Annotated in this window: 22 protein-coding genes; 11 read left to right on the top strand and 11 right to left on the bottom strand. The window is 71.5% G+C overall.

The annotated features are described in order from the left end of the window. Positions 1–147: 147 nt before the first annotated feature. Positions 148–1,101, top strand: a complete 954-nt coding sequence (locus ACSLIC_RS08810; protein ID WP_436737137.1) for a YihY/virulence factor BrkB family protein — start codon at positions 148–150, stop codon at positions 1,099–1,101. A gap of 6 nt (positions 1,102–1,107) precedes the next feature. Here ACSLIC_RS08810 and ACSLIC_RS08805 read toward each other — a convergent pair whose 3' ends face one another. Continuing rightward, complete coding sequence (locus ACSLIC_RS08805; protein WP_436737136.1) at positions 1,108–2,349, bottom strand: D-alanyl-D-alanine carboxypeptidase family protein; 1,242 nt, start codon at positions 2,347–2,349, stop codon at positions 1,108–1,110. 136 nt (positions 2,350–2,485) lie between these two features. Here ACSLIC_RS08805 and ACSLIC_RS08800 point away from each other — a divergent pair, with 136 nt between their 5' ends. From ACSLIC_RS08800 to ACSLIC_RS08785, 4 genes are all read left to right on the top strand, one after another. Beyond that, the gene (locus tag ACSLIC_RS08800; RefSeq protein ID WP_436737135.1) at positions 2,486–2,773 is read left to right on the top strand and encodes an SCO4848 family membrane protein; all 288 of its coding nucleotides are present in this window, start codon (positions 2,486–2,488) and stop codon (positions 2,771–2,773) included. Between the two features lie 21 nt (positions 2,774–2,794). After that, positions 2,795–4,168, top strand: coding sequence for a metallophosphoesterase (locus ACSLIC_RS08795; RefSeq protein ID WP_436737134.1), 1,374 nt, complete (start codon positions 2,795–2,797; stop codon positions 4,166–4,168). 183 nt (positions 4,169–4,351) lie between these two features. After that, positions 4,352–4,795 (top strand): ATP-binding protein, encoded by a 444-nt coding sequence (locus ACSLIC_RS08790; protein ID WP_436740318.1) that lies wholly within the window; start codon positions 4,352–4,354, stop codon positions 4,793–4,795. A gap of 340 nt (positions 4,796–5,135) precedes the next feature. Continuing rightward, positions 5,136–8,273 carry an RHS repeat domain-containing protein gene (locus tag ACSLIC_RS08785; protein ID WP_436737133.1) on the top strand — a complete coding sequence of 1,046 codons (3,138 nt, stop codon included), beginning with the start codon at positions 5,136–5,138 and terminating at the stop codon, positions 8,271–8,273. 639 nt (positions 8,274–8,912) lie between these two features. Here the strand turns inward: ACSLIC_RS08785 and ACSLIC_RS08780 are convergent. Then, complete coding sequence (locus ACSLIC_RS08780; protein WP_436737132.1) at positions 8,913–9,980, bottom strand: IS630 family transposase; 1,068 nt, start codon at positions 9,978–9,980, stop codon at positions 8,913–8,915. Positions 9,981–10,170: 190 nt separating this feature from the next. Between ACSLIC_RS08780 and ACSLIC_RS08775 the strand changes: the two genes are divergently transcribed. Then, entirely contained in the window at positions 10,171–10,356 is a 186-nt protein-coding gene (locus ACSLIC_RS08775) for a hypothetical protein (protein WP_436737131.1), read from the top strand. A 107-nt stretch (positions 10,357–10,463) separates the two neighbouring features. Here ACSLIC_RS08775 and ACSLIC_RS08770 read toward each other — a convergent pair whose 3' ends face one another. From ACSLIC_RS08770 to ACSLIC_RS08735, 8 genes are all read right to left on the bottom strand, one after another. Beyond that, positions 10,464–11,348 carry a TetR family transcriptional regulator gene (locus ACSLIC_RS08770; RefSeq protein WP_436737130.1) on the bottom strand — a complete coding sequence of 295 codons (885 nt, stop codon included), beginning with the start codon at positions 11,346–11,348 and terminating at the stop codon, positions 10,464–10,466. Between the two features lie 10 nt (positions 11,349–11,358). After that, complete coding sequence (locus ACSLIC_RS08765) at positions 11,359–11,835, bottom strand: thiol-disulfide oxidoreductase DCC family protein (RefSeq protein WP_436737129.1); 477 nt, start codon at positions 11,833–11,835, stop codon at positions 11,359–11,361. A gap of 5 nt (positions 11,836–11,840) precedes the next feature. Beyond that, positions 11,841–12,263: a hypothetical protein gene (locus ACSLIC_RS08760; RefSeq protein WP_436737128.1), complete on the bottom strand. Its 423-nt coding sequence runs from the start codon at positions 12,261–12,263 to the stop codon at positions 11,841–11,843. A 158-nt stretch (positions 12,264–12,421) separates the two neighbouring features. Next, entirely contained in the window at positions 12,422–13,180 is a 759-nt protein-coding gene (locus ACSLIC_RS08755) for a succinate dehydrogenase iron-sulfur subunit (RefSeq protein WP_436737127.1), read from the bottom strand. Continuing rightward, entirely contained in the window at positions 13,180–14,934 is a 1,755-nt protein-coding gene (gene sdhA / locus ACSLIC_RS08750; protein ID WP_436737126.1) for a succinate dehydrogenase flavoprotein subunit, read from the bottom strand. The genes ACSLIC_RS08755 and sdhA overlap by 1 nt, the downstream gene beginning before the upstream one ends. Before the next feature lie 22 nt (positions 14,935–14,956). Continuing rightward, positions 14,957–15,433, bottom strand: coding sequence for a succinate dehydrogenase hydrophobic membrane anchor subunit (locus tag ACSLIC_RS08745; RefSeq protein ID WP_436737125.1), 477 nt, complete (start codon positions 15,431–15,433; stop codon positions 14,957–14,959). 5 nt (positions 15,434–15,438) lie between these two features. Next, positions 15,439–15,819, bottom strand: coding sequence for a succinate dehydrogenase, cytochrome b556 subunit (gene sdhC / locus ACSLIC_RS08740; RefSeq protein ID WP_003948436.1), 381 nt, complete (start codon positions 15,817–15,819; stop codon positions 15,439–15,441). Positions 15,820–15,956: 137 nt separating this feature from the next. Then, positions 15,957–16,649 carry a 2-oxo-4-hydroxy-4-carboxy-5-ureidoimidazoline decarboxylase gene (locus ACSLIC_RS08735; RefSeq protein ID WP_436737124.1) on the bottom strand — a complete coding sequence of 231 codons (693 nt, stop codon included), beginning with the start codon at positions 16,647–16,649 and terminating at the stop codon, positions 15,957–15,959. A 260-nt stretch (positions 16,650–16,909) separates the two neighbouring features. Between ACSLIC_RS08735 and ACSLIC_RS08730 the strand changes: the two genes are divergently transcribed. From ACSLIC_RS08730 to ACSLIC_RS08710, 5 genes are all read left to right on the top strand, one after another. After that, positions 16,910–18,628, top strand: a complete 1,719-nt coding sequence (locus tag ACSLIC_RS08730; protein WP_436737123.1) for a family 20 glycosylhydrolase — start codon at positions 16,910–16,912, stop codon at positions 18,626–18,628. 286 nt (positions 18,629–18,914) lie between these two features. Further along, the gene (locus ACSLIC_RS08725) at positions 18,915–19,421 is read left to right on the top strand and encodes a hypothetical protein (protein ID WP_436737122.1); all 507 of its coding nucleotides are present in this window, start codon (positions 18,915–18,917) and stop codon (positions 19,419–19,421) included. Positions 19,422–19,550: 129 nt separating this feature from the next. Next, entirely contained in the window at positions 19,551–20,324 is a 774-nt protein-coding gene (locus ACSLIC_RS08720; RefSeq protein ID WP_436737121.1) for a glycosyltransferase family 2 protein, read from the top strand. Between the two features lie 314 nt (positions 20,325–20,638). Continuing rightward, on the top strand, positions 20,639–21,304 hold the full coding sequence (locus ACSLIC_RS08715; RefSeq protein ID WP_436737120.1) for an RNA polymerase sigma factor: 666 nt from the start codon (positions 20,639–20,641) through the stop codon (positions 21,302–21,304). Then, complete coding sequence (locus tag ACSLIC_RS08710; RefSeq protein ID WP_436737119.1) at positions 21,304–22,293, top strand: hypothetical protein; 990 nt, start codon at positions 21,304–21,306, stop codon at positions 22,291–22,293. Before ACSLIC_RS08715 ends, ACSLIC_RS08710 begins: the two co-directional genes overlap by 1 nt. 353 nt (positions 22,294–22,646) lie before the next feature. On the opposite strand, the gene ACSLIC_RS08705 is transcribed toward ACSLIC_RS08710, so the two are convergent. Beyond that, complete coding sequence (locus tag ACSLIC_RS08705) at positions 22,647–23,504, bottom strand: L,D-transpeptidase family protein (protein WP_436737118.1); 858 nt, start codon at positions 23,502–23,504, stop codon at positions 22,647–22,649. Between the last annotated feature and the right edge of the window lie 23 nt (positions 23,505–23,527).

Genomic DNA, 23,527 nt, shown 5'->3' with positions numbered 1-23,527 from the left:
ACCGTAGCGCCCGGATCACGACTGTTCATGCCGGAACATCCCGGCTTTCACTGAGATGGTCCATTCGTTGAATTGTCACCGCTCATGCCGTAATTGTGGGGGTGTGCGGCCGACGAAGGCCGCGTCTCTAGCGGGTAGGCGGACGACGTGGACTGGCTGACGAAGCTCCCGGTGGTCGGGCCGTGGATGACCCGGCTCATGCACACCCACCCGTGGCGCACCTACGAGACCCTGGAGCGCACCAGGTGGTCGCAGCTGGCCGCCGCGATGACGTACATCAGCTTCCTCGCGCTCTTCCCGCTGCTCACCCTGGTCGCCGCCGTCGCCGCCTCCGCCCTCTCCAAGGAGCGGCAGCGCGAACTCCAGGACCAGCTGGCCGAGCAGGTCCCCGGCATCTCCGACCAGCTGGACATCGCCTCCCTGGTCGACAACGCCGGCACGGTCTCCGTCATCGCCGGCGCCCTGCTCCTGTTCACCGGCGTCGGCTGGGTCGGCTCCATCCGCGACTGCCTGCGCGCCGTCTGGGAACTGCCCGACCTGGAGGGCAACCCGGTCGTCCGCAAGGCCAAGGACGTCGTCGTGCTGCTCGGCCTCGGAGCCGCCGGGATCGTCTCGCTGGTCGCCTCCGCCGCCGGTGGCAGCGCGCTCGGCTGGATCGCCCGGCAGATCGGCCTGGACGAGACCGGGATCGGCACCGTGCTGCTGCGCCTCGCCGCCTTCGCCCTCGCCGTCCTCGCCGGCTTCCTCGTCCTCCTCTACGTCCTCACCCTGCTCCCCGCCGTCCATCCCCGCCGCTCCGCCCTGCTGGGCGCGGCCCTGATCGGCGCGGTCGGCTTCGAACTCCTCAAGCTGCTGCTCGGCGGCTACATCAGCGGGGTCGCCGCCAAGAGCATGTACGGCGCCTTCGGTGTCCCCATCGCCCTGCTGCTCTGGATCAACTTCACCGCCAAGCTCGTCCTCGTCTGCGCGGCCTGGACGGCGACGCCGGTGCCGGCCGGAGAGGGCGACGGGAGTGAGGACGGCGGTACGGGACAGGAGTCCGGAGCCACCCGGGCCCGCCCGGCCGGGGAGGCCCCCCGGCGCGAGCCCTTCGAGCGGTAGTGGCCGTCAGCCGCGCTTGCGGTCCGCCCCCGGTCCGGGCAGCGGGCGGCGCCGGTTGACCACGTACGCCCCGGCGCCGAGCAGCACCAGCGAACCGCCCGCGACCGCCAGCGCCGTACCGACCCCGTCCGACCCGCCGGCCTCGGACGCCCGGGCCTCGCCCCCGGCGGCCGGATCGGGGGCTCCGCCCGCGGCACCCTCACCCTCGGGGGCGCCCGAGGCGGGCAGGGCGCTGACCGGCGGGACCAGGGTGCCGACCGGCTCGGCCTTGCCCGCGGCCTCGAAGCCCCAGTCGAAGAGGCGGGCCGTCTCCTGGTAGACGGCGTGGCTCTCGGCGCCGTCCGGGTTCATCACGGTGACCAGCAGTACCCGGCCGTCGCGCTCGGCCACGCCGGTGAAGGTGGCCCCGGCCTCGGTGGTGTTGCCGTTCTTCACTCCCGCGATGCCCTCGTACCGCTCCAGGCCGACCGCGCCGGTGAGCAGGCGGTTGGTGTTCTGGATGCCGAAGTGCTCGCGCTTCTTGCCCTTCTTCTTCTCCCCGGGGAACTCGGCGCTCACCGTCGAGGCGTACTCCCGGAAGTCCTTCTTCTGCATCCCCGACCGGGCGATCAGCGTCAGGTCGTAGGCGCTGGAGAGCTGGCCCTCGGCGTCGTAGCCGTCCGGGCTGACCACGTGGGTGTCGAGCGCCTGGAGCTCCTCGGCGTGCGCGTTCATGTCCGCGACCGTCTTGTCGACGCCGTCGTTCATCGCGGACAGCACGTGCACGGCGTCGTTGCCGGAGGAGAGGAAGACGCCGAGCCACAGGTCGTGGACGGTGTACGTCTGGTTCTCCTTGACGCCGACCAGGCTGGAGCCCGCGCCCACGTCGGCCAGCTCCTCGTTGGTGACCAGGTGCTCCTCGTCCTTGGGGAGCTTGGGCAGCACGGTGTCGGCGAAGAGCATCTTCATCGTGGAGGCGGGAGGCAGCCTCCAGTGCGCGTTGTGCGAGGCGAGGACGTCGCCGCTCTCGGCGTCCGCGACGATCCAGGACCGCCCGCTCAGCTTCTTCGGGAGCCTCGGCACCCCCGGCCCGGCGTTCACCTGGGTCCCGGCCCGGCCCAGCCGTGCTCCGCCGATCTCCGACATCTTCCCCGGCGGTTTCGCCTTGTCGTCATCCGGCTTCTCGGCGGCAACTGCCGGAAAAGCGGCGGAAAGAGTCAACAAGGTGGCGGAGGCGACCAGCATGGTGGTCTTTCGCAAGGCAGGCACGATCGAAAACGTACAGGTACGGGCGAACACTGTCTGCTCGCCAGTCGGCCGGAGGTGTACCGCCCCGAGTGGAACGCCCGCCACCGGCTCCCGACCCCGGCGCGGGGAAGCGGAGCCGGCCCGCGATACTGGGCGTATGAAGCTCAGCCGCCCGGTCTCCTGGTTCCTGCTCGCCTTCGGGGTGTGGAGCTGGTTCATCTGGGTCACTTTCGTCAAGAATCTCTGGAACGACGCGAGCGGGCTCGCCTTCGACGCCGCCGGGGACCCCACCGGTTACTTCTGGGTCCACCTGCTGCTCGCCGTGACGTCCTTCCTTCTGGGGACGGCCGTGGGCGTCATCGGGTTGCGCGGTCTGCGCGCCCTGCGCCGCGAGAGGAACGGCACCGCCGACCCGAGCCCCGCCCCGCCCGGCCAGACCCCCTGACCCGAGGACCGAACGAGCGCCATGAACCTCCTCTTCACCGTCGCCGCCTGCGCCGTACTGGCCTCGCTGGCGGCCCTGCACTGGTACGTCTGGCGCCGGACGGTCCGGGACACCACCCGCCCCGGCTCCACCGTGCGCCGCGTCGCCACGGCGCTCTTCGTCCTCGGCCCCGTCCTGTTCGTCGGCGCCTTCGCCACCGGCCGCTCCGGCCTGCCCTTCCTGGTCAAGCAGATCGTGGCCTGGCCCGGCTACCTCTGGGCCGCCGTCTTCCTCTACCTCGCGCTCGCCCTCCTCGTCGGCGAGCTGGTCCGGCCGGTACTGCTGCGGGTGCGGACGCCGGGCGAGCGGGAGGAGGCCGCCGCCCCGGCCGCCCCCGCCGAGTCCTCGGAGCCGGCGGAGTCCACCGGTGACGAGAGCGAGCCCGCCGCCACGGCGGGGACCGGTACGGGGACCGGGCCCGCCTCCGGCGCCGGCGGCTGCGCCGTCGCCGAGCCGGCCGCTCCGGCGCCCCCGGCCCCGCCCGCCGCTCCGGTGCCGCCCGGCGGTCCCGCCCCGAAGCCCCGCCCCACCCCCTCCCGCCGCCTCTTCGTCTCCCGGATCGTCGGCGGGACGGCCGCCGCCGTCGCGCTGGGCACGGTCGGCGCCGGGGCGTACGGCGTGCTGCGCGGACCCAGGCTCAAGCACGTGACGGTGCCGCTGGCCAAGCTGCCGCGCGCCGCCCACGGCTACCGCATCGCCGTCGTCAGCGACGTCCACCTCGGCCCGATCCTCGGCCGGGCCCACACCCAGCGCATCGTGGACACGGTCAACTCCGCCCAGCCCGACCTCGTCGCCGTCGTCGGCGACCTGGTCGACGGCAGCGTGGCGGAGCTGGGCCACGCCGCCGAACCCCTCGCCCAGCTGCGGGCCCGCGACGGCAGCTACTTCGTCACCGGCAACCACGAGTACTTCTCCGGCGCCGCCGAGTGGGTCGACCACGTCCGCGAGCTGGGGCTGCGCCCGCTGGAGAACGCCCGGGTGGAGAAGGCCGGGTTCGACCTGGCGGGCGTCAACGACGTGGCGGGGGAGAGCTACGGCCAGGGCCCCGACTTCGCCCGCGCCCTCGGTGACCGGGACCGCTTGCGGGCCAGCGTCCTCCTCGCCCACCAGCCGATCGTCATCGACGAGGCGGTCGAGCACGCCGTCGACCTCCAGCTCTCCGGCCACACCCACGGCGGCCAGCTCTGGCCCGGCAACCTCATCGCCGGCCTCGCCAACCCGACCGTCGAGGGCCTGGAGCGGTACGGCGACACCCAGCTCTACGTCTCCCGGGGCGCGGGCGCCTGGGGGCCGCCGGTCCGGGTCGGCGCCCCCTCCGACATCACGATCGTCCAGCTCGCCGCCAAGCGGAGCTGACCCTTCCGGCCCCTTCGGCGGGTCGTGGACGCGTTTTTCCGCCCGCCCCCCGTCGAACAGCGGGCCGCCGCCCGCCGGGCCGCTCCGGAGTGGTCCGCGGGCGGCCCGCGGCATTCCCGTCCCGCCCGTGACGTTGCGTCATGTGAGAGAAGTGTGTGCACTGTGGGAATGACGGAGTCGGCTGTGGTGAGACGCAAGGCGTTCCGGTTGCCCCGGCATCCCGCTTCGGTGGGTGAGGCCAGGCAGCGGACCGGGGACCATCTGGCGAGCTGGGGACACCCGCCGCGCAGCGCGATACGCGACGAGACCGTCCTGCTCGTCTCCGAACTGGCCGCCGACACCGTCCTCCACGGCCCCCGCGACGAACCCGACTTCGAGGTCGCCGTCACCGTCCTCGCCCACGGCTCCTGCCTCATCGAGGTCTCCGACGGCATCCCCGACGAGGCCGCCCTCCCCACCCCCGACCTCGACCCGGCCGACGGAGCGCCCTCCCCCGCGACACCTCCCGACGGCATCCTCCCCGGCCACGCCCACACCCTGGTCTCCGCCGTCTCGGAGGCGTGGGGGGTGCGCGACCGGGGGCGGTACGGGAAGACGGTGTGGGCGCTGGCGACGGTGGCGTCGTGACGCCACCGATACGGGAGTGGCCCGCCACTCAGCCGCACGCCTCCTCCTGGCGACCTTCGCCACTGCCCTGACCCTGGCCCCACCTCCTGGCCAGGGGGGAATGCCTGGGCCCGCCCTCGCTCCCTGGCAGCAGATCACCGGCACCCTCCTCCTGGCCGCCTACGCCACCCTCTGCACCGCCACCTCCCGAGCCCGCCTCATCCTGCCCCCCACACCCTCACTGTGCGGAAGTTCCGCGAGAGCGCGATACCCCTGGAAGAGATCGACCGCGTCGAATTCCGCCACGGGTTCATGGCCATCCACACCACGACCGGCAACTTCTACCGCTCCCTGGCCGTGGATGGGGTGGGCTTTCCGCGCCTCCGAGGCGGGATGTCGCGGGGGGCGGTGGGCGAAGAGGGCCATCTCCGTCACCTACTCCGAGGCCGACTGCAAGCCCGGCAGCCTGCCCACGCCGTCCACCAACACCAAGCGCTGCCACCCGGTCATCTGGTCCCCGCCCGAGTCCCCGGGCGTCGACTACGAGCCGTACCGGGACTGGTTCCACTCCTACGTCGTGACCCAGATGCTGGAGTCGGACAACACCGGCGGCGCGCCCGTCAAGCGCACCGACTACCGCTACCTCGGCGGACTGGCCTGGGCCAAGAGCGACGACGAGTTCACCAAGGCCAAGCACCGCACCTACGGCGACCGCCGCGGCTACGAGCGCGTCCAGGTCCGCGGCGGCGACCCCGCCCAGACCGAGCAGTCCCTCACCGAGACCCGGTACTTCCGCGGCATCGCCGGCGCCAAGGTGGCCGACGGCGAAGGCAACGAGATCACCGACCACGACGGTGACACGACCACCGTCATCCCGCCGAAGGGCGGCACCGCCACCACCACCCTGGTCGACGCACTCGGCCGTGTCGTGGAGAAGCGCGCCTACACCGACGAGGCCCGCACCGCCCACCAGTCCACCACCTACACCTACGACCACCGGGGCAACCTCGCGGGCATGACCGGCCCCGACGGCACCGAGTGGGGCTGGGAGTACGACGCCCGGGGCCGCGAGACCACCGCGGACGACCCCGACAAGGGCATCAGCAAGACCACCTACGACGAGGCCGACCGTCCCGTCACCACCACCGACGCCCGAGGCACCACTCTGACCACCAGCTACGACGCCCTCGGGCGCCCGACCGCGCTGAAGCAGGGCTCCACCACCCGGGCCGCCTGGACGTACGACACCGTCGCCAAGGGCCAGCCGGCCAGCGACACCCGCTACCGCGACGGCGAGCCCTGGACCAACTCGGTCACCGCCTACAACGACCGCTACCAGCCCACCGCCACCACCACCGTCATCCCCTCCACCGCCAAGAGCGTCGCGGGCACTTACTCCTGGACCCACGGCTACAACCAGTACATCGGCCTCCCGGAGTGGACCCTCAACCCGGCGATCGGCAACGTCCCCCGCGAGCGCGTCACCACCGTCTACACGGCAGGCAACCTCCCCAACGTCCTCACCGCCGGCTCGGTGACCCTCGTCAACAAGACCTCGTACGACTTCTTCGCCCGCCCCGTCCGCGTCGAGCTGGGCAACCTCGGCCAGCGCGTCTACGACACCCGCACCTACGACGAGCACACCGGCGAACTCACCCGCCGCACCGTCGACGGCGACATCGCCCTGCGCATCCAGGACACCCGCTACGGCTACGACGACGCCGGCAACACCAAGCGCATCTCCTCCACCGAGGGCCAGGACGCCGCCGCCGTCACCGACACCCAGTGCTTCGCCACCGACGCCCTGGGCCGGCTGACCGACGCCTACACCGCCAAGAACGCCGACGACACCTGCGCCAAGGCTCCGACCTCGGCCACCGTGGGCGGCCCCGACTCGTACTGGCACTCCTACAGCTACGACGCCACCGGCAACCGCACCCAGGAGGTCCAGCACCCCACCGGCGGCGCCTCCGGCCAGGTCACCCGCGCCTTCGCCACCGACGCCGACGCGGCCGAGCAGCCGCACGCGATCCGCTCGGTGACCACCACGGGCGGGACAGCCGCGGGCACCGAGTCGTTCACCTACGACAAGGCCGGCAACACCACCTCCCGCACCGGCGGCCCCCGCCCCCAGACGTACACCTGGGACGCCGAAGGCCACCTGGCCACCGTCACCGAGAACGGCAAGAAGACCGAGTACGCCTACGACTCCGCAGGCCAGCGCATCCTCGCCGCCAACGCCGACGGCTCCACCACGGCCTACCTGCCCGGCGGCAACGAGCTGAAGGTCTCCGCCTCCGGCACCGCCACCGCCCAGCGCTACTACACCCACAACGGCGAGACCATCGCCACCCGCGACGGCAAGGGCTTCACCTACCTCTTCCCCGACCACCAGGGCACGGCCATGCTCGCCGTCACCTGGGGCGCCGGCCAGCTCATCACCCGCCGCAAGCAACTCCCCTTCGGCGCCCCCCGCGCCACCACCGGCACCGACTGGCCCGGCGACCGCGGCTTCGTCGGCGGCACCACCGACCCCACCGGCTACACCCACCTCGGCGCCCGCGAATACGACCCCACCCTGGGCCGCTTCCTCTCGGTCGACCCCCTCCTCCTCACCGACGACCCCACCCAGCACAACCCGTACACATACGCCAACAACAACCCGGTGACGTACGCGGACCCGACGGGTGAGGCGTACCCGGAGTGCGCCAGCGGGCAGTACAACTGCTCGATGGGGAAGAGCACGGGGGACGTCAAGAAGATGACCTTCGGCAAGAACTACAAGAAGGTGACCAAGGCACAGGGGGGAACCATTTCTCCCAACTACTGGACTCAGCAGGCGACCGGTGTCCAGTTCACTTACGCCAAGGGAAGGGGAACCACTCGGTACACGGCCGCCCAGAAAATCGCGGGTGAACAGGTGCGAAAGGCAGCCGAACGGGCCGAACGGGATCGTAAGAATGCCGAGATCCAGAAGAAGGCCAATCAAAAGGAAGAGGGGTTCTGGGGCAAGCTGCGCCAGGGAGATTTCAGGGGTGCGGCCAGCAGTGCCTGGGACAACACCAAGGACTGGGCGTCGGACTGGCGAAATTGGGCTGACCTTGGAGTGATCGTCGCCTGTGCCACGCCTGCATACTTGGTATGTGCCGGTGCTACGGTGGTAGTTCTCGGCGTTAAATTTACGGAGGATGTCGTTGACGGTGGTTGGGGTCATGCCGGCAGAAATCTGGCGATCAACGGTGCTAATACGGTGATTGGGGTTGGGGTTGGAGCGGCCGTTGGTAAAGTCGGACAAGCTGGGCTCCAGCGCTTGGGTATCCGTCCCAACCTACCCAGGGGGCAACATGCGCAGCGTTCGCAGACGGGTAAGCATCGCGCAGGTCCGAGACATGCGGCGGTGAAGGATCCGGTCTACCGCGGGGCGATGTTCGGGGCGGGAGTCGGTGCGGGATACGGCGGCTGCGGTTCGAGTTGGAACTCCGGAATCTGTGTGTCCTAGAATGAGATGAGTAAAAAGCGAATCCCGGGGATTCCGGATGCGGCAGTCGGCCTTTGTGAGTCGACTGCCGCTTTCACCCCCGGCGTCGCCTCTGTGGCTACAGAATTGAATGAAATGGAAGAGTGGTCAGGATTTCAGAAGCGGGCGATCGTGAGTCGCGGGTGACCATATGGCGTCGCCATATTCTGGCGCGTCTATTCTTTGCAGTCGGTGCTGTAGGGATGTTGGCGGGCTTTACTTTTTCGATTTTTCTTCTTATTGAGGATATGCAAAGTGAGTCCATCGATCTGAGGCGAATCGTTGGCGTATGTTCTCTGCTCGTCTTCGCCTTGGCCTGTCTGGCGTGTGTGCGTACGCGACTTGTGTTGGGACCGAAGTTTCTTAAGGTGCGAAACATCCGTGAGGCGGTGATACCGCTGGAAGATATTACGCGGATTGAGTTTCTGCACTGGGGGATGGCGATTCACTTGAAGAATGGGAATCGCTATCGGTCTCTTGCGGTCGATCGGATCGACTTTCCCTGTGTGTGGCGTGGCCAGTCGCGGGGACGCAGGGCGAAAAGGGCCATCCTCCGTGCAGCTGCCCTGCGTAGAGCGGAAGTTGAAGTGGAGGGAGCCGAGTAAGTCTGTGTCCTATTGATCAGAAACTCATTGGGTTCTCGTCCAGGACGTAGCGGACGTGCGGGCCGCCGAAGTAGCCGCGGACGATGTGCGGCTGGCGCTGGCGCTGGCGTCGGCGGAAGAAGCGGCGGGTCTCCGCGGCGAGTTCGGCCTGGTCGCGGGCTCGGTGCTGCTTGGGCAGGCTGTGTTTGAGGTCGGCGTTGACCAGCTCGTCGGGGTTCAGCTCGGGCGAGTACGGGGGCAGGAAGTGCAGCTCGACAGCCTCGGGGTGGGCGGCGAGCCAGTCCCGGACCATCTTCGAGCGGTGCGCGGAGTGCCCGTCGACCACGAGATGGACCTTGTGGTCGAAGTGGCCGGCCAGCCGGTCCAGGAAGCGGCACATCACCTTGGCGGTGAAGGACTCGGTGAAGACCATGAAGTGCATCCGGCCCTTGGTGCTGATCGCCGACATCGCATTCACGGAGAACCGGTTCCCGCTCCGCCGCACGACGGGCGTTTTCCCTTTCTCGCCCCAGGTGCGGCCGGTGACCTGGTCGGATCGGATGCCGACCTGGTCGGCGAAGAGGATCTCACCGCCCTCCGCCTTCGCCTTCGCGTGGATCTTCGGCCAGGTCTCCTGGTGCCAGCGGCGCACGGCCTCGGGGTTCTGTTCGACGGCCCGTTTGTCCGGGCGCTGGAAGGACAGCCCCCACCGCTTCAAGTACTTGCCCACCCCCGGTTCGGTCAGCCGCACCCGGTACAGCTTCGCGATCAGGTCACCGATCAGCCGCCGCGTCCACAGCTGACCGCTCAGGCCCACGTCACAGGGCCGGTGATCGAGGACCGCCTGCCAGACAGCGCCCTGCTCGGCCTCACCAAGCACCTGATGCACCCCGACCGGCTTGCCCCTCGGCCGCATGACCAGCGCCTCACGGCCACCGGCCAGCCACTTCGCCCACCAGCCGTCCACCGCCTTCAGTGACACCCCGAAGAGCTCCGCCACATCCTCACGGTCCCGCCCCGCCACCAACGCGGCCACCGCCCGCAGCCGAAGGGCCTCCTGCGCCGACGGCGACAGATGCCGCGCGTCCCCCACCAGATCGCTCACACTCCACCAACGACCCGGAACCCAAACCGTTTCGGAACAATATGCGTTGCCTCTCTCTTCTTGTGATGGCGAGTGGACAGGCGGCGCCGTCTGGCGTTGGCTCTAGCCCGTGGTGGGGTTTCTTCCTGGGCGCGCAGGTGTGCGGCCAACGGTCTGGTGGGGGTGGACGGTGGCAGGTATTCGGCAGGAAGTGGCCAGGAGTGCCGTGCCGTTGGTGGCGCTCACGGTGGTCACGGCCCTGGTGGCCAAGGCGATCGGGGGGTGGGTGGCCGGCATCGGCCCGACGGTGATCGTCCTGGGCGCGGGGATGCTCTGGGGGAATGTGGTGAGGGCGAGGCGGCAGCGAGATGAGGAGGAGGGGGATGTGGAGTGCTGAAGCGCGCGTTTGTCCGGTAAGGGGGCCGGTGGAGCGGGGCGGCCTTCGTCGAGAGGTGGCAGTCGACGTAGTGACGTGACGTGAAGTGCCGGCCGCGCTGGAGGCGTTCAGTCGGCGGCAGGTCGTTCGCGTGCGGCCGGCTCCTCGGGAGCCGTGGCCCTTGTCTCCCCGCCCCCCTTACGCCGTCCCTTCGCGCTGATCGTCTCGCTCGCCCCCGGCAGGAAGTCCATCAGCAGCTCATGCACCTCCCGCACCAGCGGCCTCAGTACCCGGAACCGCGACAAGCTCACCCCCCGGGCCGTCAGCCGTGCCCCCCGCACCGCCAGCCTGCGGGTGCGTTCCGTGTCCGGGGAGGAGTCGAAGACCCAGTAGAGGACGAGGCCCATCTGGGCCAGCCACATTAGTTCGGGGAGGAGGGTGGCCAGTTCGGCGGGGGGTTTGGCGCGGGAGCCGGTGAGGACCTCGCGTTGGATGGCGATGGCGGCGTCGCGGGCGGGGGAGGAGTCGGTGGAGAACGGGCTGAGGGGGCTGGCGGGGTCGGCGGCGTTCTTGAAGAACTGGGCGGCGAACTCGTGGTACGGGGCCGCGATGTCGAGCCAGGCGGTGAGGACCCCGGCGAAGCGCTCCTCCAGGCCCGTCTCGCTCGCCAGGACGGGGGCCACGGCCGCCCGGTGTTCCTCGGCGATGCGGTCGTAGAAGCCCTGGACCAGGTGTTCCTTGGAGGCGAAGTAGTAGTACGTGTTGCCGGTGGAGACGCCGGCCTCGCGGGCGATGGCGCGCATCGTGGTCTTGTCGAAGCCGCGCTCCTGGAAGAGGCGCAGGGCCGTCTCCAGGATCAGGGTGCGGGTCTGCTCGCTCTTGGCGGTCCGGCCGTCCGGCTCCCTGGCCGCCGGGGCCGCCGGGGCCGCCGTACCCGCCCGTGCCGACGGGGCGGCCGCCCCCCGCGCGCTCGCCCCGTCGTGGTCCTCGCTGGTCTTCTTCCGTGCTGCCACGCGGCCGAGCCTAGCCGTCCGCCGGGCAGGTCGTGTCACACCCCGGGGGCTCGAAGACCCAGCCCGTACGGGGGTCGTACCGCCAGCCGTCCGTGGCCGGGTAACTGGCCCCGCCCCACTGCCGGGTGGTCTCCCGCAGGCGGGCGGCGGCCAGGGCCGCGCCCCGGGCCAGGGCGGCGCCGGAGGTGGTGGTGGCGAGGCGGTGGGCGAGGGAGCGGTAGCCGTCCAGGGCCCACAGGACGGTGATCCAGGCCGCCGTCCCCCGGAAGACCTGGCCGCCGTCGCCCACCACGGTGATCTCGTCCAGGGTGGCCGCGTGGTCCAGGCCCGGCAGCAGTTCCCTGGCCCGCTCGGACCCGGCCGGGACCAGGTCGAGCGGGACGAGCTGGCGGCGGCGTTCCAGCCAGCCGCGCAGCTGCGTGCAGAGCGGGCACCCGGCGTCGTACAGCACGGTCAGCCGCCGTACGGGCCGGTGGGTGGCGGGCACCGGGGTCAGCCCTTCGCCGGGGCGGCGAACGGGCCGGCGGTGAGGTGGGCGTCGGGGGTGACCGGGGGGTGGGTCTCCTGGTCGCGGATGCCGCGGCGGCGGATCTTGGAGAGGACCCAGACGTTGCCGAGGTGGAGGACGCCGAGGACCAGGAGGACCACGCCGAGCTTGGCGGAGAGTTCCTCGAAGAGGGCGGCGGTGGAGGCGATGTCGTCGCCGCCGCGCAGGTAGAGGGCGACGAAGCCGAGGTTGACGAGGTAGAAGCCGACGACCAGGAGGTGGTTGACGGCGTCGGCCAGCCGCTCGTCGCCGTGCAGGACGTCGGCGATGAAGAGGCGGCCGTTACGGCTCAGCGTCCGGGCCACCCAGCTCGTCAGGGCGATGCTGACGACCAGGTAGACGGCGTACGAGACCACTGTGAGGTCCATGTCCCCACCCTTCTTGAACGTGTTCAAAAAGCTGTCACGCGCGACAGTAGACCTCTTTTTGAACATGTTCAAGAAAGCTGTCCCGGGCATGCCGAAGGCCCCGCCCCCGGATGTACCGGGAACGGGGCCTTCAGGTCTGCGTGGGCCCTGAGGGGGACTCAGTAGCGGCGCGTGATGAGCGCCTTCTTGACCTCGGCGATCGCCTTGGTGACCTCGATACCGCGCGGGCAGGCGTCCGTGCAGTTGAACGTGGTGCGGCAGCGCCACACGCCGTCCTTGTCGTTGAGGATCTCCAGCCGCTGCTCCCCGGCCTCGTCACGCGAGTCGAAGATGAAGCGGTGGGCGTTGACGATGGCGGCCGGACCGAAGTACTGGCCGTCGTTCCAGAAGACCGGGCACGACGAGGTGCACGCGGCGCACAGGATGCACTTGGTGGTGTCGTCGAACCGCTCGCGGTCCTCGGCGGATTGCAGCCGCTCCCGGGTCGGCTCGTTCCCCTTGGTGACCAGGAACGGCATGACGTCCCGGTACGCCTGGAAGAACGGCTCCATGTCCACCACGAGGTCCTTGAGGACCGCGAGACCCTTGATGGGCTCGACCGTGATGGGCTTCTCCGGGTTGATGTCCTTGATCAGCGTCTTGCACGCGAGGCGGTTGCGGCCGTTGATGCGCATGGCGTCGGAGCCGCAGATGCCGTGGGCGCAGGAGCGGCGGAACGTCAGGGTCCCGTCCATCTCCCACTTGACCTTGTGGAGCGCGTCGAGGACCCGCTCCTTGGGGTCGATCTCCAGCGCGAAGTCCTCCCAGGTGACCTCGTCGGAGACCTCCGGGTTGAACCGGCGCACACGCAGCGTGATGGTGATCAGGTGGGACGCGGTGGCGTCCTGGACCGGCTTGTCGAGTACGGGGGTAGCCATCAGTACTTACGCTCCATCGGCTGGTAGCGGGTCTGGACGACCGGCTTGTAGTCGAGGCGGATCGACTCCTGGCCGTCGTCGCCGACCTCGCGGTACGCCATGGTGTGGCGCATGAAGTTGACGTCGTCGCGGTTGGGGAAGTCCTCGCGGTAGTGACCGCCGCGCGACTCCTTGCGGGCGAGCGCCGACTGCGCCATGACCTCGGCCAGGTCGAGCAGGTTGCCCAGCTCGATGGCCTCCAGCAGGTCCGTGTTGAAGCGGCGGCCCTTGTCCTGGACGGAGACGTTCTTGTACCGGGCGCGCAGCTCGGCGATCTTGTCGACGGCCGTCTTGATGGTCTGCTCGGTGCGGAAGACCATGACGTTGGCGTCCATCGTCTCCTGCAGCTCGGTGCGCAGGTCGGTGACGCGCTCCGTGCCCTTGGAGTCGCGCAGCGCCTCCACCTGCTCGATCACCTGGGCGGCCGGGTCCTCCGGCAGCTCCACGAAGTCGTTGCCGTGGGAGTACTCGGCGGCGGCGATGCCGGCCCGGCGGCCGAAGACGTTGATGTCGAGCAGCGAGTTGGTGCCGAGGCGGTTGGCGCCGTGCACCGAGACGCAGGCGACCTCACCGGCGGCGTACAGGCCCGGGACGACCGTGGTGTTGTCCGCGAGGACCTCACCCTGGACGTTGGTGGGGATGCCGCCCATGGCGTAGTGCGCGGTCGGCTGGATCGGGATCGGGTCCGTGTAGGGCTCGATGCCGAGGTACGTGCGCGCGAACTCGGTGATGTCCGGGAGCTTCGCGTCCAGCTGCTCCGGCGGCAGGTGGGTGAGGTCCAGGAAGACGTGGTCGCCCTCGGGACCGCAGCCGCGGCCCTCGCGGATCTCCGTGTAGATGGAGCGGGAGACGACGTCGCGCGAGGCGAGGTCCTTCATGACGGGCGCGTACTTCTCCATGAAGCGCTCGCCGTCCTTGTTGCGGAGGATGCCGCCCTCACCGCGGGCGCCCTCGGTCAGGAGGATGCCCATGCGCCAGATGCCGGTCGGGTGGAACTGGAAGAACTCCATGTCCTCCAGCGGCAGGCCCCGGCGGAAGCAGGCGGCCTGGCCGTCACCGGTCAGGGTGTGCGCGTTCGACGTCACCTTGAAGAACTTGCCGGTGCCGCCGGAGGCGTAGACGACCGACTTGGCCTGGAAGACGTGGATCTCACCGGTGGCCAGCTCGTAGGCGACGACGCCGGCGGACTTCTTGACCCCGTCGACCTCGGTGATGAGCTGGTCCAGGACGTAGAACTCGTTGAAGAACTCCACGCCCTCCTTGACGCAGTTCTGGTACAGCGTCTGGAGGATCATGTGGCCGGTGCGGTCGGCCGCGTAGCACGCGCGGCGGACCGGGGCCTCGCCGTGGCTGCGGGTGTGACCGCCGAAGCGGCGCTGGTCGATGCGGCCCTCGGGCGTCCGGTTGAACGGCAGGCCCATCTTCTCGAGGTCCAGGACCGCGTCGATGGCCTCCTTCGCCAGGATCTCGGCGGCGTCCTGGTCGACCAGGTAGTCACCGCCCTTGACCGTGTCGAAGGTGTGCCACTCCCAGTTGTCGTCCTCGACGTTGGCGAGGGCGGCGGCCATGCCGCCCTGGGCCGCGCCGGTGTGGGAACGGGTCGGGTACAGCTTGGTCAGCACGGCGGTGCGGCTGCGCTTCGTCGCCTCGATGGCGGCGCGCATGCCGGCGCCGCCGGCGCCGACGATGACGGTGTCGTACTTGTGGATCTTCATGTCGGTTGCCTCAGCCCCGTGCCTAGCGGATGTTCGGGTCGAAGGTGAAGATCACCAGCGTGCCCAGCAGGATGGTGAACACCGTGGCCGTGTAGAGCAGGCCCTTCAGCCACAGTCGGGTGTTGGCGCGCTCGGCGTAGTCGTTGATGACGGTGCGCAGGCCGTTGGAGCCGTGCAGCATCGCCAGCCAGAGCATCGCCAGGTCCCAGAGCTGCCACCACGGGGACGCCCAGCGGCCGGCCACGAAGGCGAAGCCGATCTTGGAGACGCCGCCGTCCAGCACGAGCTGGATCAGCAGGTGGCCGATGACCAGGACGACGAGGACGACGCCGGACAGGCGCATGAAGAGCCACGCGGCCAGCTCGAAGTTGCCGCGGGTCGACTTGGGCGTCCTGCGGGTGCGCTGACGGGGCGGCTCGATGACGGGCGCGGGATTGTCGGCGTCGTAGAGGGACGCACCCTCGACGGGGCCGACGGCGGCGTTGGTCTCAGTGGACATCAGCGTCAGCTCCCGAACACTTCGCGTACGGCGTGGCCGAGGACGGGGTACAGGGCCCCGACCATCAGAACGAGCCACACTCCCACCACGGACCACAGCATCTGCTTCTGGTAGCGGGCGCCCTTCGACCAGAAGTCGACGGCGATCACCCGCAGGCCGTTGAGCGCGTGGAAGAGCACGGCGGCGACGAGGCCGTACTCCAGCAGGGCGACGATGGGCGTCTTGTAGGTGGCAACGACCTCGTCGTACGCCTCAGGAGAGACGCGGACGAGGGCGGTGTCCAGCACGTGTACGAACAGGAAGAAGAAAATGAGGACGCCGGTGACTCGGTGAGCCACCCAGGACCACATTCCTTCCCGGCCGCGGTACAGCGTTCCAGCCGGCACGGAAGAACCCTCCGGGGAAAGGATTTGGGGCCTGCCGGCTTCCTAGGTCGGTCTTGGCCCGGCCGGGTACGGTCCACCGGCCCTGGACATCGTAGCGACGTGTTGTCGGTTCCCTCACGCCGGGGCCCACGGTGTGATCAAACTGGCACGTACGGACTATCAGGACGCCCCGAATCCCGTGATTCCGGGCATACGGCGTCTTCTGGGGACCCGTACGGGCCCTGTGGGCCGGGCCTGCCGGGAGCGGGGAGCGCCCCGGACGGGCGCATCGCGCCGGTCGCCAGGCGGGCCAGCCGCCCCCGGACCAGCCGCCGCAGCTCCTCGGTGGCCAGCGCCAGCTCGCGTTCCTCGTCGTGGTCGAGCCGGGCGTGGATCGAGGTCAGCCGCTGGTTCAGGGCGTGCGCGGGGCTCGCCCCGTCCAGGCAGACGACGAAGGGGAAGCGGAACTTCGCCGCGTACGCCGTCTGGGCGTGGGCCAGTGCGGTGTCCGCCGCCGAGTAGCCGCTCGGTGGGGCGGCGCTGCGGCCGGCCTCGCCGGTCAGCGCCTCGCGCCGGGCGCCGGGCGGCAGATCGTAGAGCGCCTCGTCGCTCGCGGCGAGCAGGGCGGACGCGTCCGGGTACGGGCGGTGGGCCGCCAGCCGCTCGGCCCAGGCGGGGCTCGCGCAGCAGGTCAGGAGCGCGACGACGGCCCGGTCGGCCGGGTCCGAGTTGAGCCGGGCGAGTCCGGGCGGCACCGTGGGGTAGCCGGGTACGGCCGGGGCGTGCGTGCTCCGGCCCGGTTCTGCGGGCAGCGTGCGCTCCTCGTGCAGGGGCGGGGACAGCGCCGCCACGCTAGCGAGGGACGACGGAAAGAGTCCGACGCATGCGCGAATTTCATCCGAACGGGAGAGTTTCGAGACGTTTCGTGGACGCCCTTACGCTGCACTGACTCCCCCGACCGAGCGATTTCCCGCCCCCGAGGGCGCCCGGGCGTGTCTCCCACGCTTCCCGCGCTCCCGGCCGCCCCACCGAACGGGCGATCCCGGCCGCCACCACGCCGTTCACCCGGACGGCCCAGCCGCCGCCCCACCCCACGACGTACGGAGCCCCCATGGACCCCGACCGCCCGCGCGAACCGCAGGACCCCGACGGCCCGCGCGAACCGCAGGACCCCGACGGCCCCCACGCGCCCGGCGGCGGGTCGAGCCCGGCCCGGCCGCGCAGCCACCGCAAACCGTCCGGCGGGCGGAGCCGCCACCTGCTGGGCATCGCCGTGGTCGTCGTCGCGGGCGCCGCCGCCCTGACCGTCGCGTTCTGGCCGTACGAGGACCGGGCCCCCGACGGCTCCACCCCGGACGCCGGCTCCACCGAGGCGCCGGCCCGCGACCCCTCCACGTACCCGGTGTCGAAGGCGCCCGCCACCGTCCCCTCGGTGCGCGAGCACGAGGCCGCGCGCGGGCCCGGCTGGAAGCCCGGCGAGGGCAGCCGGGTCGTCGTCGCCGACGGGGCGCTGGCCGACGAGGGGCGGCTGCTCGCCCGCGAGCTGGGCGTCGACTACGGCGGCGAGGCCGAGGCGAAGCGCGGTGACGTCCGCCTCGACGTGGAGGGCGACACCCCCGGCGGCCCCCAGTCGTACGAACTGCGGGTCGCCGACGAGCAGGTCCGGATCACCGCGCCCGACCAGGCCGGCGTCTTCTACGGCACCCGAACCCTCAAGCAGGCGCTGCGCACCGGGGGCAGCGCGCCCGAGGGCGTCGTCAAGGACGCGCCCGCCAAACCGCAGCGCGGCTTCATGCTGGACATCGCCCGCAAGCCCTACCCCGTCGAGTGGATCGAGGACCGGATACGCGAGCTGGGCGACCTCAAGTACAACCAGCTCTCGCTGCACTTCTCCGACGACCAGGCGTTCCGCGTCGAGTCCGAGAGCCACCCCGAGATCGTCTCCGAGGACCACCTCACCAAGGACCAGGTCCGCCGCCTGCTCAAGGCCGCCGCCGAACGGCACATCACCGTCATCCCGGAGATCGACTCCCCGGGCCACCTCGGCGCCGTCATCAAGGCCCACCCCGACCTCCAGCTGCGCGCCGCCAACGGCGACACCCCGCGCGGCGCCATCGACATCGCGAACCCGGACGCCGCCCGCATCGTCGACGACCTGCTGAAGGAGTACGCCGGGCTCTTCAAGGGCGGCTACTGGCACCTCGGCGCCGACGAGTACCCGGCCCTGATGGCGCAGAACCCCGAGCAGTCCTACCCGCAGCTGGCCCGCGCCGCCCGCGAGCGGCACGGGCAGAACGCCGGTGTCGAGGACCTGGCCACCGGTTGGGTCGCCGACCGGGCCGCCACGATGCGCCGCCACGACCGCACCCTCAAGGTGTGGAACGACGGCCTCTTCGCCGACACCCGGGCCGAGCCGCCCAAGGGACTGGAGGTCGAGTACTGGACCGGCAAGGAGATCGGCGCGCGCCCGCCCACGCAGTACCTGGAGGAGGGGTACAAGCTGATCAACATGAACGACGAGTACCTCTACTACGTGCTCGGCGAGCCCCAGACCTTCACCTATCCCACCGGTGAGCGCATCTACCGCGAGTGGACCCCGCTCGTGCTGCGCGGCTCCGAACCGGTCGCCGAACGCTGGAACGCCGACATCCTCGGCGCCCGCTTCGCCGTCTGGGGCGACATCTCCGGCGCCCAGACCACCGACCAGATCGCCGAGGGCATCCGGATGCCGCTCGCCGCCCTCGCCGAGAAGGTCTGGCACAGCGGGAAGCCGGGACTGAGCTGGACCGAGTTCCGCCAGCTCGCCCGGAAGGCGACCGCCGAGGAGTGACGCGCGGCGTAGGCGCGTACCGGAGAGGAGGCTTCCGCGCGCTCCCGCCGGGACGCCCGCGTCCACCACCCGTGGCCGCCCCCGGGCGCTCCGGCGCCCGGACGGGTCCGGCCCCGGCGCACGCCGCGCGGCCCGCATCCCCCCGCCCGACGGGATGCGGGCTCCGGGTGGCGCTCGCCGCCCCGGATGTGCTGAAGTCGCCGCAGGCCCCGGGCCGGGAACGTTCGGGCACCGAGCGGCGTCCCTGCCGGTGGAGTCACGCACACGAGCGCGGGGGAGCACGGTTATGGGGTACTGGGGCTATTACGTCGTGGCCAGGAGCGCCGCACCGCTCGACACACTGGCGGCCCTGCGGCCGGTCGGCCCGGCGCTGACCCTGCTGGAGCACCGGCCCGACGACTGGCAGATCTGGGAGTGCCCCACCCAGGGCGGCCCCACCGACATCGGCAGCATGAACACCCTCGCCGAGGAGACCGGCCACCCCGCTCTCTTCGGCTACGTCATGGACAGCGCCTGCGTCGTCATCGAGGCGGCCGGGCCCGAGAGCGGCGGGTGGACGGCCTGCCTCGCCCGGGACGCGATGGCCGAGCGGCTGGCCGCCGACGGCCTCGCCGTCGAGGACTACTTCCTGGAACCGCCCGACGCCGCCGACCGCGCCGTCGCCTGGGCCGCCGAGGCCGGGCACGAGGCGGTGTACCGGCCGCTCCTGGACACCTTCACGACCTCGGCGGACCCGTTCGCCGAGCCGCTGTTCTTCCGGTTCCTGGACCGGGTGGGGGTGCTGCCGATCTGAGGCGGGTCGCCGGGGCGCGCACGGCCGGCGGGGACCCGTACGGCGGGAGTGACGGCGGCCTGCGTGTCGGTGGCTGTTCGACCGCGATGTTTGAATGGAGCGTCGTTCCGGCTGAGCAAGGAGAAGCGCGTGCCCCTGGTGTCTGTCGTCATGCCCGTGTACAACTCGGCGGCAACGCTCGGCGCGGCGGTCCGGTCGGTGCTCACGCAGACCCACACCGACCTGGAACTGCTGATCACCGACGACCAGTCGTCGGACGGCTCCATGGAGCTGTTGAGGGAGTTCGCCCGCCAGGACGAGCGCGTGCTGCCGGCGCCGGCGCCTGAACGGGGTGGTGCGGGCCGTGCCCGCAACCTCGCCATGGAGCGGGCCCGGGGGGACTACGTGGCCTTTCTCGACAGCGACGACATGTGGCTGCCGGAGAAGACCGAGCGGCAGCTCGCCTTCGCCCGGGAGGGCGCCGCGCCGCTGACGTTCACCTCCTACTTCAAGATGGACGCCGACCACGCCGGCGAGAGCACCGACTTCACCCCGAACGGGCGGGTGATCCACGCCCGGGAGCACGTCGACTACCGGGCGATGCTGGTCCGGGACCACATCGGTGCCCTGACCGCCATGTACGACCGCACCGTCCTGGGCACGAGGCTCATGCCGGAGATGCGCAAGCGCCAGGACTACGCCCTGTGGCTGTCGATCATGCGCGACGGCGCCGACGCCCGGGGCCTGGCCGAACCGCTCGCCGTGTACCGGGCCCACCAGGCGGGATCGCTCTCCTCCAACAAACTCTCCCTCGTCCAGTACAACTGGCAGCTGTACCGCGAGCACGAGGGCCTCTCGGTCCCCCGGTCGGCGCGTGCGCTGGCCGGTGCCGTGTGGCAGTCGCTCCGCAACTCGCGGATCTAGGTCCGGCGAGGGCGCGGCGGGTCCCGGAGCAGAACGACGGCCGGGGCCGCCACCCCCCACAGGAGTGGCCCCGGCCGTCGTCGACGCGAGTCGCGGGCGACCCGTCTTACTGCTCTGCGCCGCCGGTGCGTTTTCTGTCACACCCCGCTGTGTGACGCCCCGACAGCGGGGTGTGCGGGGCGTGGACGGCGGGGGCGTGCAGGTCGTAGCGTGCTGGTCCGCGCGGGCGCTTCGGCGGCAGGGGTGCAGACCATCCCCGAGGGCCCGGCCGGCCGGAGCGACGGCGTGGCCGACTACTGGGGCAGGATGAGGGAGTGCTGGGGGACGACGCGGAGCTGACCGCCGCGGTTCACGCGGCGCAGGACGGGGACGAGAGCGCCTTCCGGACTGTGTACCGCGCCGTACAGCCGCGGCTGCTGGGATACGTACGGACACTCGTCGGGGAGACGGATGCCGAGGACGTGGCGTCGGAGGCGTGGTTGCAGATCGCGCGCGACCTCGACCGGTTCGGCGGAGACGCCGACCGGTTCCGGGGCTGGGCCGCGCGGATCGCCCGCAACCGCGCCCTCGACCACATACGCATGCGGGGCCGCCGCCCCGCGATAGGCGGCGACGAGAGCGAACTGACCGGCCGGGCCGCCGAGACGGACACCGCCGGTGAGGCCATGGAGGCCCTGTCGACGGGGGACACCCTCGCGCTGATAGCCCAACTCCCGCAGGACCAGGCCGAGGCGGTCGTACTCCGCGTCGTCGTCGGTCTGGACGCCAAGAGCGCCGCCCACACCCTGGGCAAACGCCCCGGGGCCGTACGCACCGCCGCCCACCGGGGCCTGAAGCGGCTCGGCGAACTCCTCGCCGACCGCACCGGCCGGACCGAGAACGGCCCCCCCGCCGTACCGCCCCAGAGGTCGCCGCACCGATCCCCGGCGACAACCGTCAGTGTGACGCGAACACCTCCGCGGACGCAGGAAGAAATGTGATGGCCGACGAGCACCACGGGTGGCCGACCGAGGGCGCCACCGAACGTTTGCTGCGCGGCGAGCACTCCGGCCCCGCCGCCGCACTCCCCGACCCGCCGGAGGCCGCCGCCCTGCGGACCGCGTTCGCGGCGCTCACCGTGCCGGGCCCTGCCGAAGAGGCCGCCGCCCGCGAGGAGGAGGCCGTCGCCGCCTTCCGCGCCGCCCGCCGGGAGACCGCGCCCGGCGCGGTGCGGCTCGGCCGGCCCGCGCAGGCGCCCTCGCGGTGGGGGCGGCCGGTGCGGTTGGGGCTGGCGGTCGCGCTGGGCGGGTTCATGATCGGCGGGGTGGCGATGGCCGCCGGCGCCGGTGTGCTGCCCTCGCCGTTCCGGGGTACCGAGACCCCGGTCCCGGCCGCCTCCGTCTCCGCGGACAGCGCCTCGCCCGACGTCCTGGTCTCGCCCGGGCCGGACGCCTCCGAACCCGCCTCTCCCTCCGCGCCGGGTTCCCCGTCGCCGCCGAGCCCCTCGGCGGGGGAGCCCGCCGGCGACGAGGAGCGCGAGCCGCCCCGGACCGGGCCGCCGACGCCGCCGCGATCGCCCCACCCCGGGCGGACGCCGTCCCGGGACGGCGACTGGGACTGGGAGGAGCGCACCGAGATCGCCTGCCGCGCCTACCAGGACGGCACGATGGACGCCGGCCACCGGCGCCGCCTGGAGCGCCTGGCCAAGGGCGGCCCCGGCGCGATCGAACGGTTCTGCCGGGGCGTCCTCGACCTGCCGCCCCAGCAACCCCCGCTGACACCCCCGGCGGTGCCGGCACCCGGCGACGACACCAACGGCGGCACCCCGGATTTCGAGCCGGCCCCGGACCCGGCCCCGGACACCGGTGACGGTGACGGTGGGGACGCGGACGACGGGGCGGTGCCGGAGGACGGGGGCGAGAGCGGCCCGGACGGCGAGCCCGACGGGGCGGCGCCGTCACCCGCACCGCCCGCCGAACAGGTGCCCTAGTACTGCGGGCGCCGGTGCGAAGGCCGAGGCAAGTGCCGTACGGGGCAGGGGGCTTCCGTGCCCTGCACGTACGGGGGAGCGGCGGGAGGCGCGTCCGGGACGGCTTGTCAGGGGCGCGGGACGTCGACCCGGTGGGCGGGGCCTCCCGGCCACTGGCGACGGCCGGGCCGGGCCCGTGGCACCCAGGTGTGACACTTCCCGGACGTGCGGCGCAGTAGGAAGTGAGCCGACTGGTCATCGGCGTGGCACGAGCCGGGGTTCCCCCCGTACCCCTGGGCTCGGTGCCGTCGGCGCGGGCGGGACACGTTCCCCCGGTCCCGCCCGCGCCTCTTCACCCTCCCGGTCGCCGGTACTCAGTAGACGATGACGCGGTCGCCCTCGCGCACCTGGTCGAAGAGGGCGGCGACCTTCTTCTTGTCCCGGACGTTGACGCAGCCGTGCGAGGCACCCGCGTACCCGTGGGTGGCGAAGTCCTTCGAGTAGTGGACCGCCTGGCCGCCGCTGAAGAAGAGGGCGTACGGCATCGGGGTGTCGTAGAGCGTCGAGTGGTGGTCGCGGGACTTCCAGTAGACCTTGAACGCGCCGTCGCGGGTGGGGGTGTACTCGGAGCCGAACCGCACGTCCATCGCCGCGCGCACCTTCCCGTCGACCATCCACGCCAGCGAACGGCTCTGCTTGCTGATGCAGAGCACCCGGCCGCTCAGGCACCGCTTGTCGGGCTTGGCCAGCGGCAGGGTCGTCGGCGGGTACAGCTCGTCCCGGCCGGGGCGGGAGGTGCCCGCGCGCAGCCGGTCCCACGTGAGGGCGTCGGTGGTGCCGGTGACCGGCAGCGCGCCCCGGCGCTGGAAGGCGGAGACCGCCTCGCTGGTGACGTCGCCGTAGAAGCCGGTCGGCGAACGCCCGAAGAGGCCGAGCGAGGCCAGCCGCGCCTGGAGTTCGCGGATCTGCTCACTGCTCTGGCCGGGCCGCATGAGGACGGCCGGGGCGGCGGGCTTCGTCACGGTCGGCGCGGGTGGCGGTGGCTTCGGCGTGCTGGTGGTGGGCGCCTGGGGCGGCGTCGGCGGCGGGGAGGGCGCCGGCGGGCGGGCGTCCTCGGTGGTGGTGGCCGGAGCCGGTGGCGGCGCCGGCGTCAGTCCCGGTCCGGCCGCCGCGTCGATGCGGCAGCCCGCGACGGCCAGCAGCGCCAGCCCCCCGAGCGCCGCCGCGGCCACCGGTCTCCCTCGTCGTATGTGCC

This window comes from Streptomyces sp. BBFR102 (genome assembly GCF_051397025.1).
Taxonomy (GTDB): domain Bacteria; phylum Actinomycetota; class Actinomycetes; order Streptomycetales; family Streptomycetaceae; genus Streptomyces.
The sequence above is the reverse complement of the archived record's forward strand: the minus strand, read 5'-3'. Positions and strand labels throughout refer to the sequence as shown.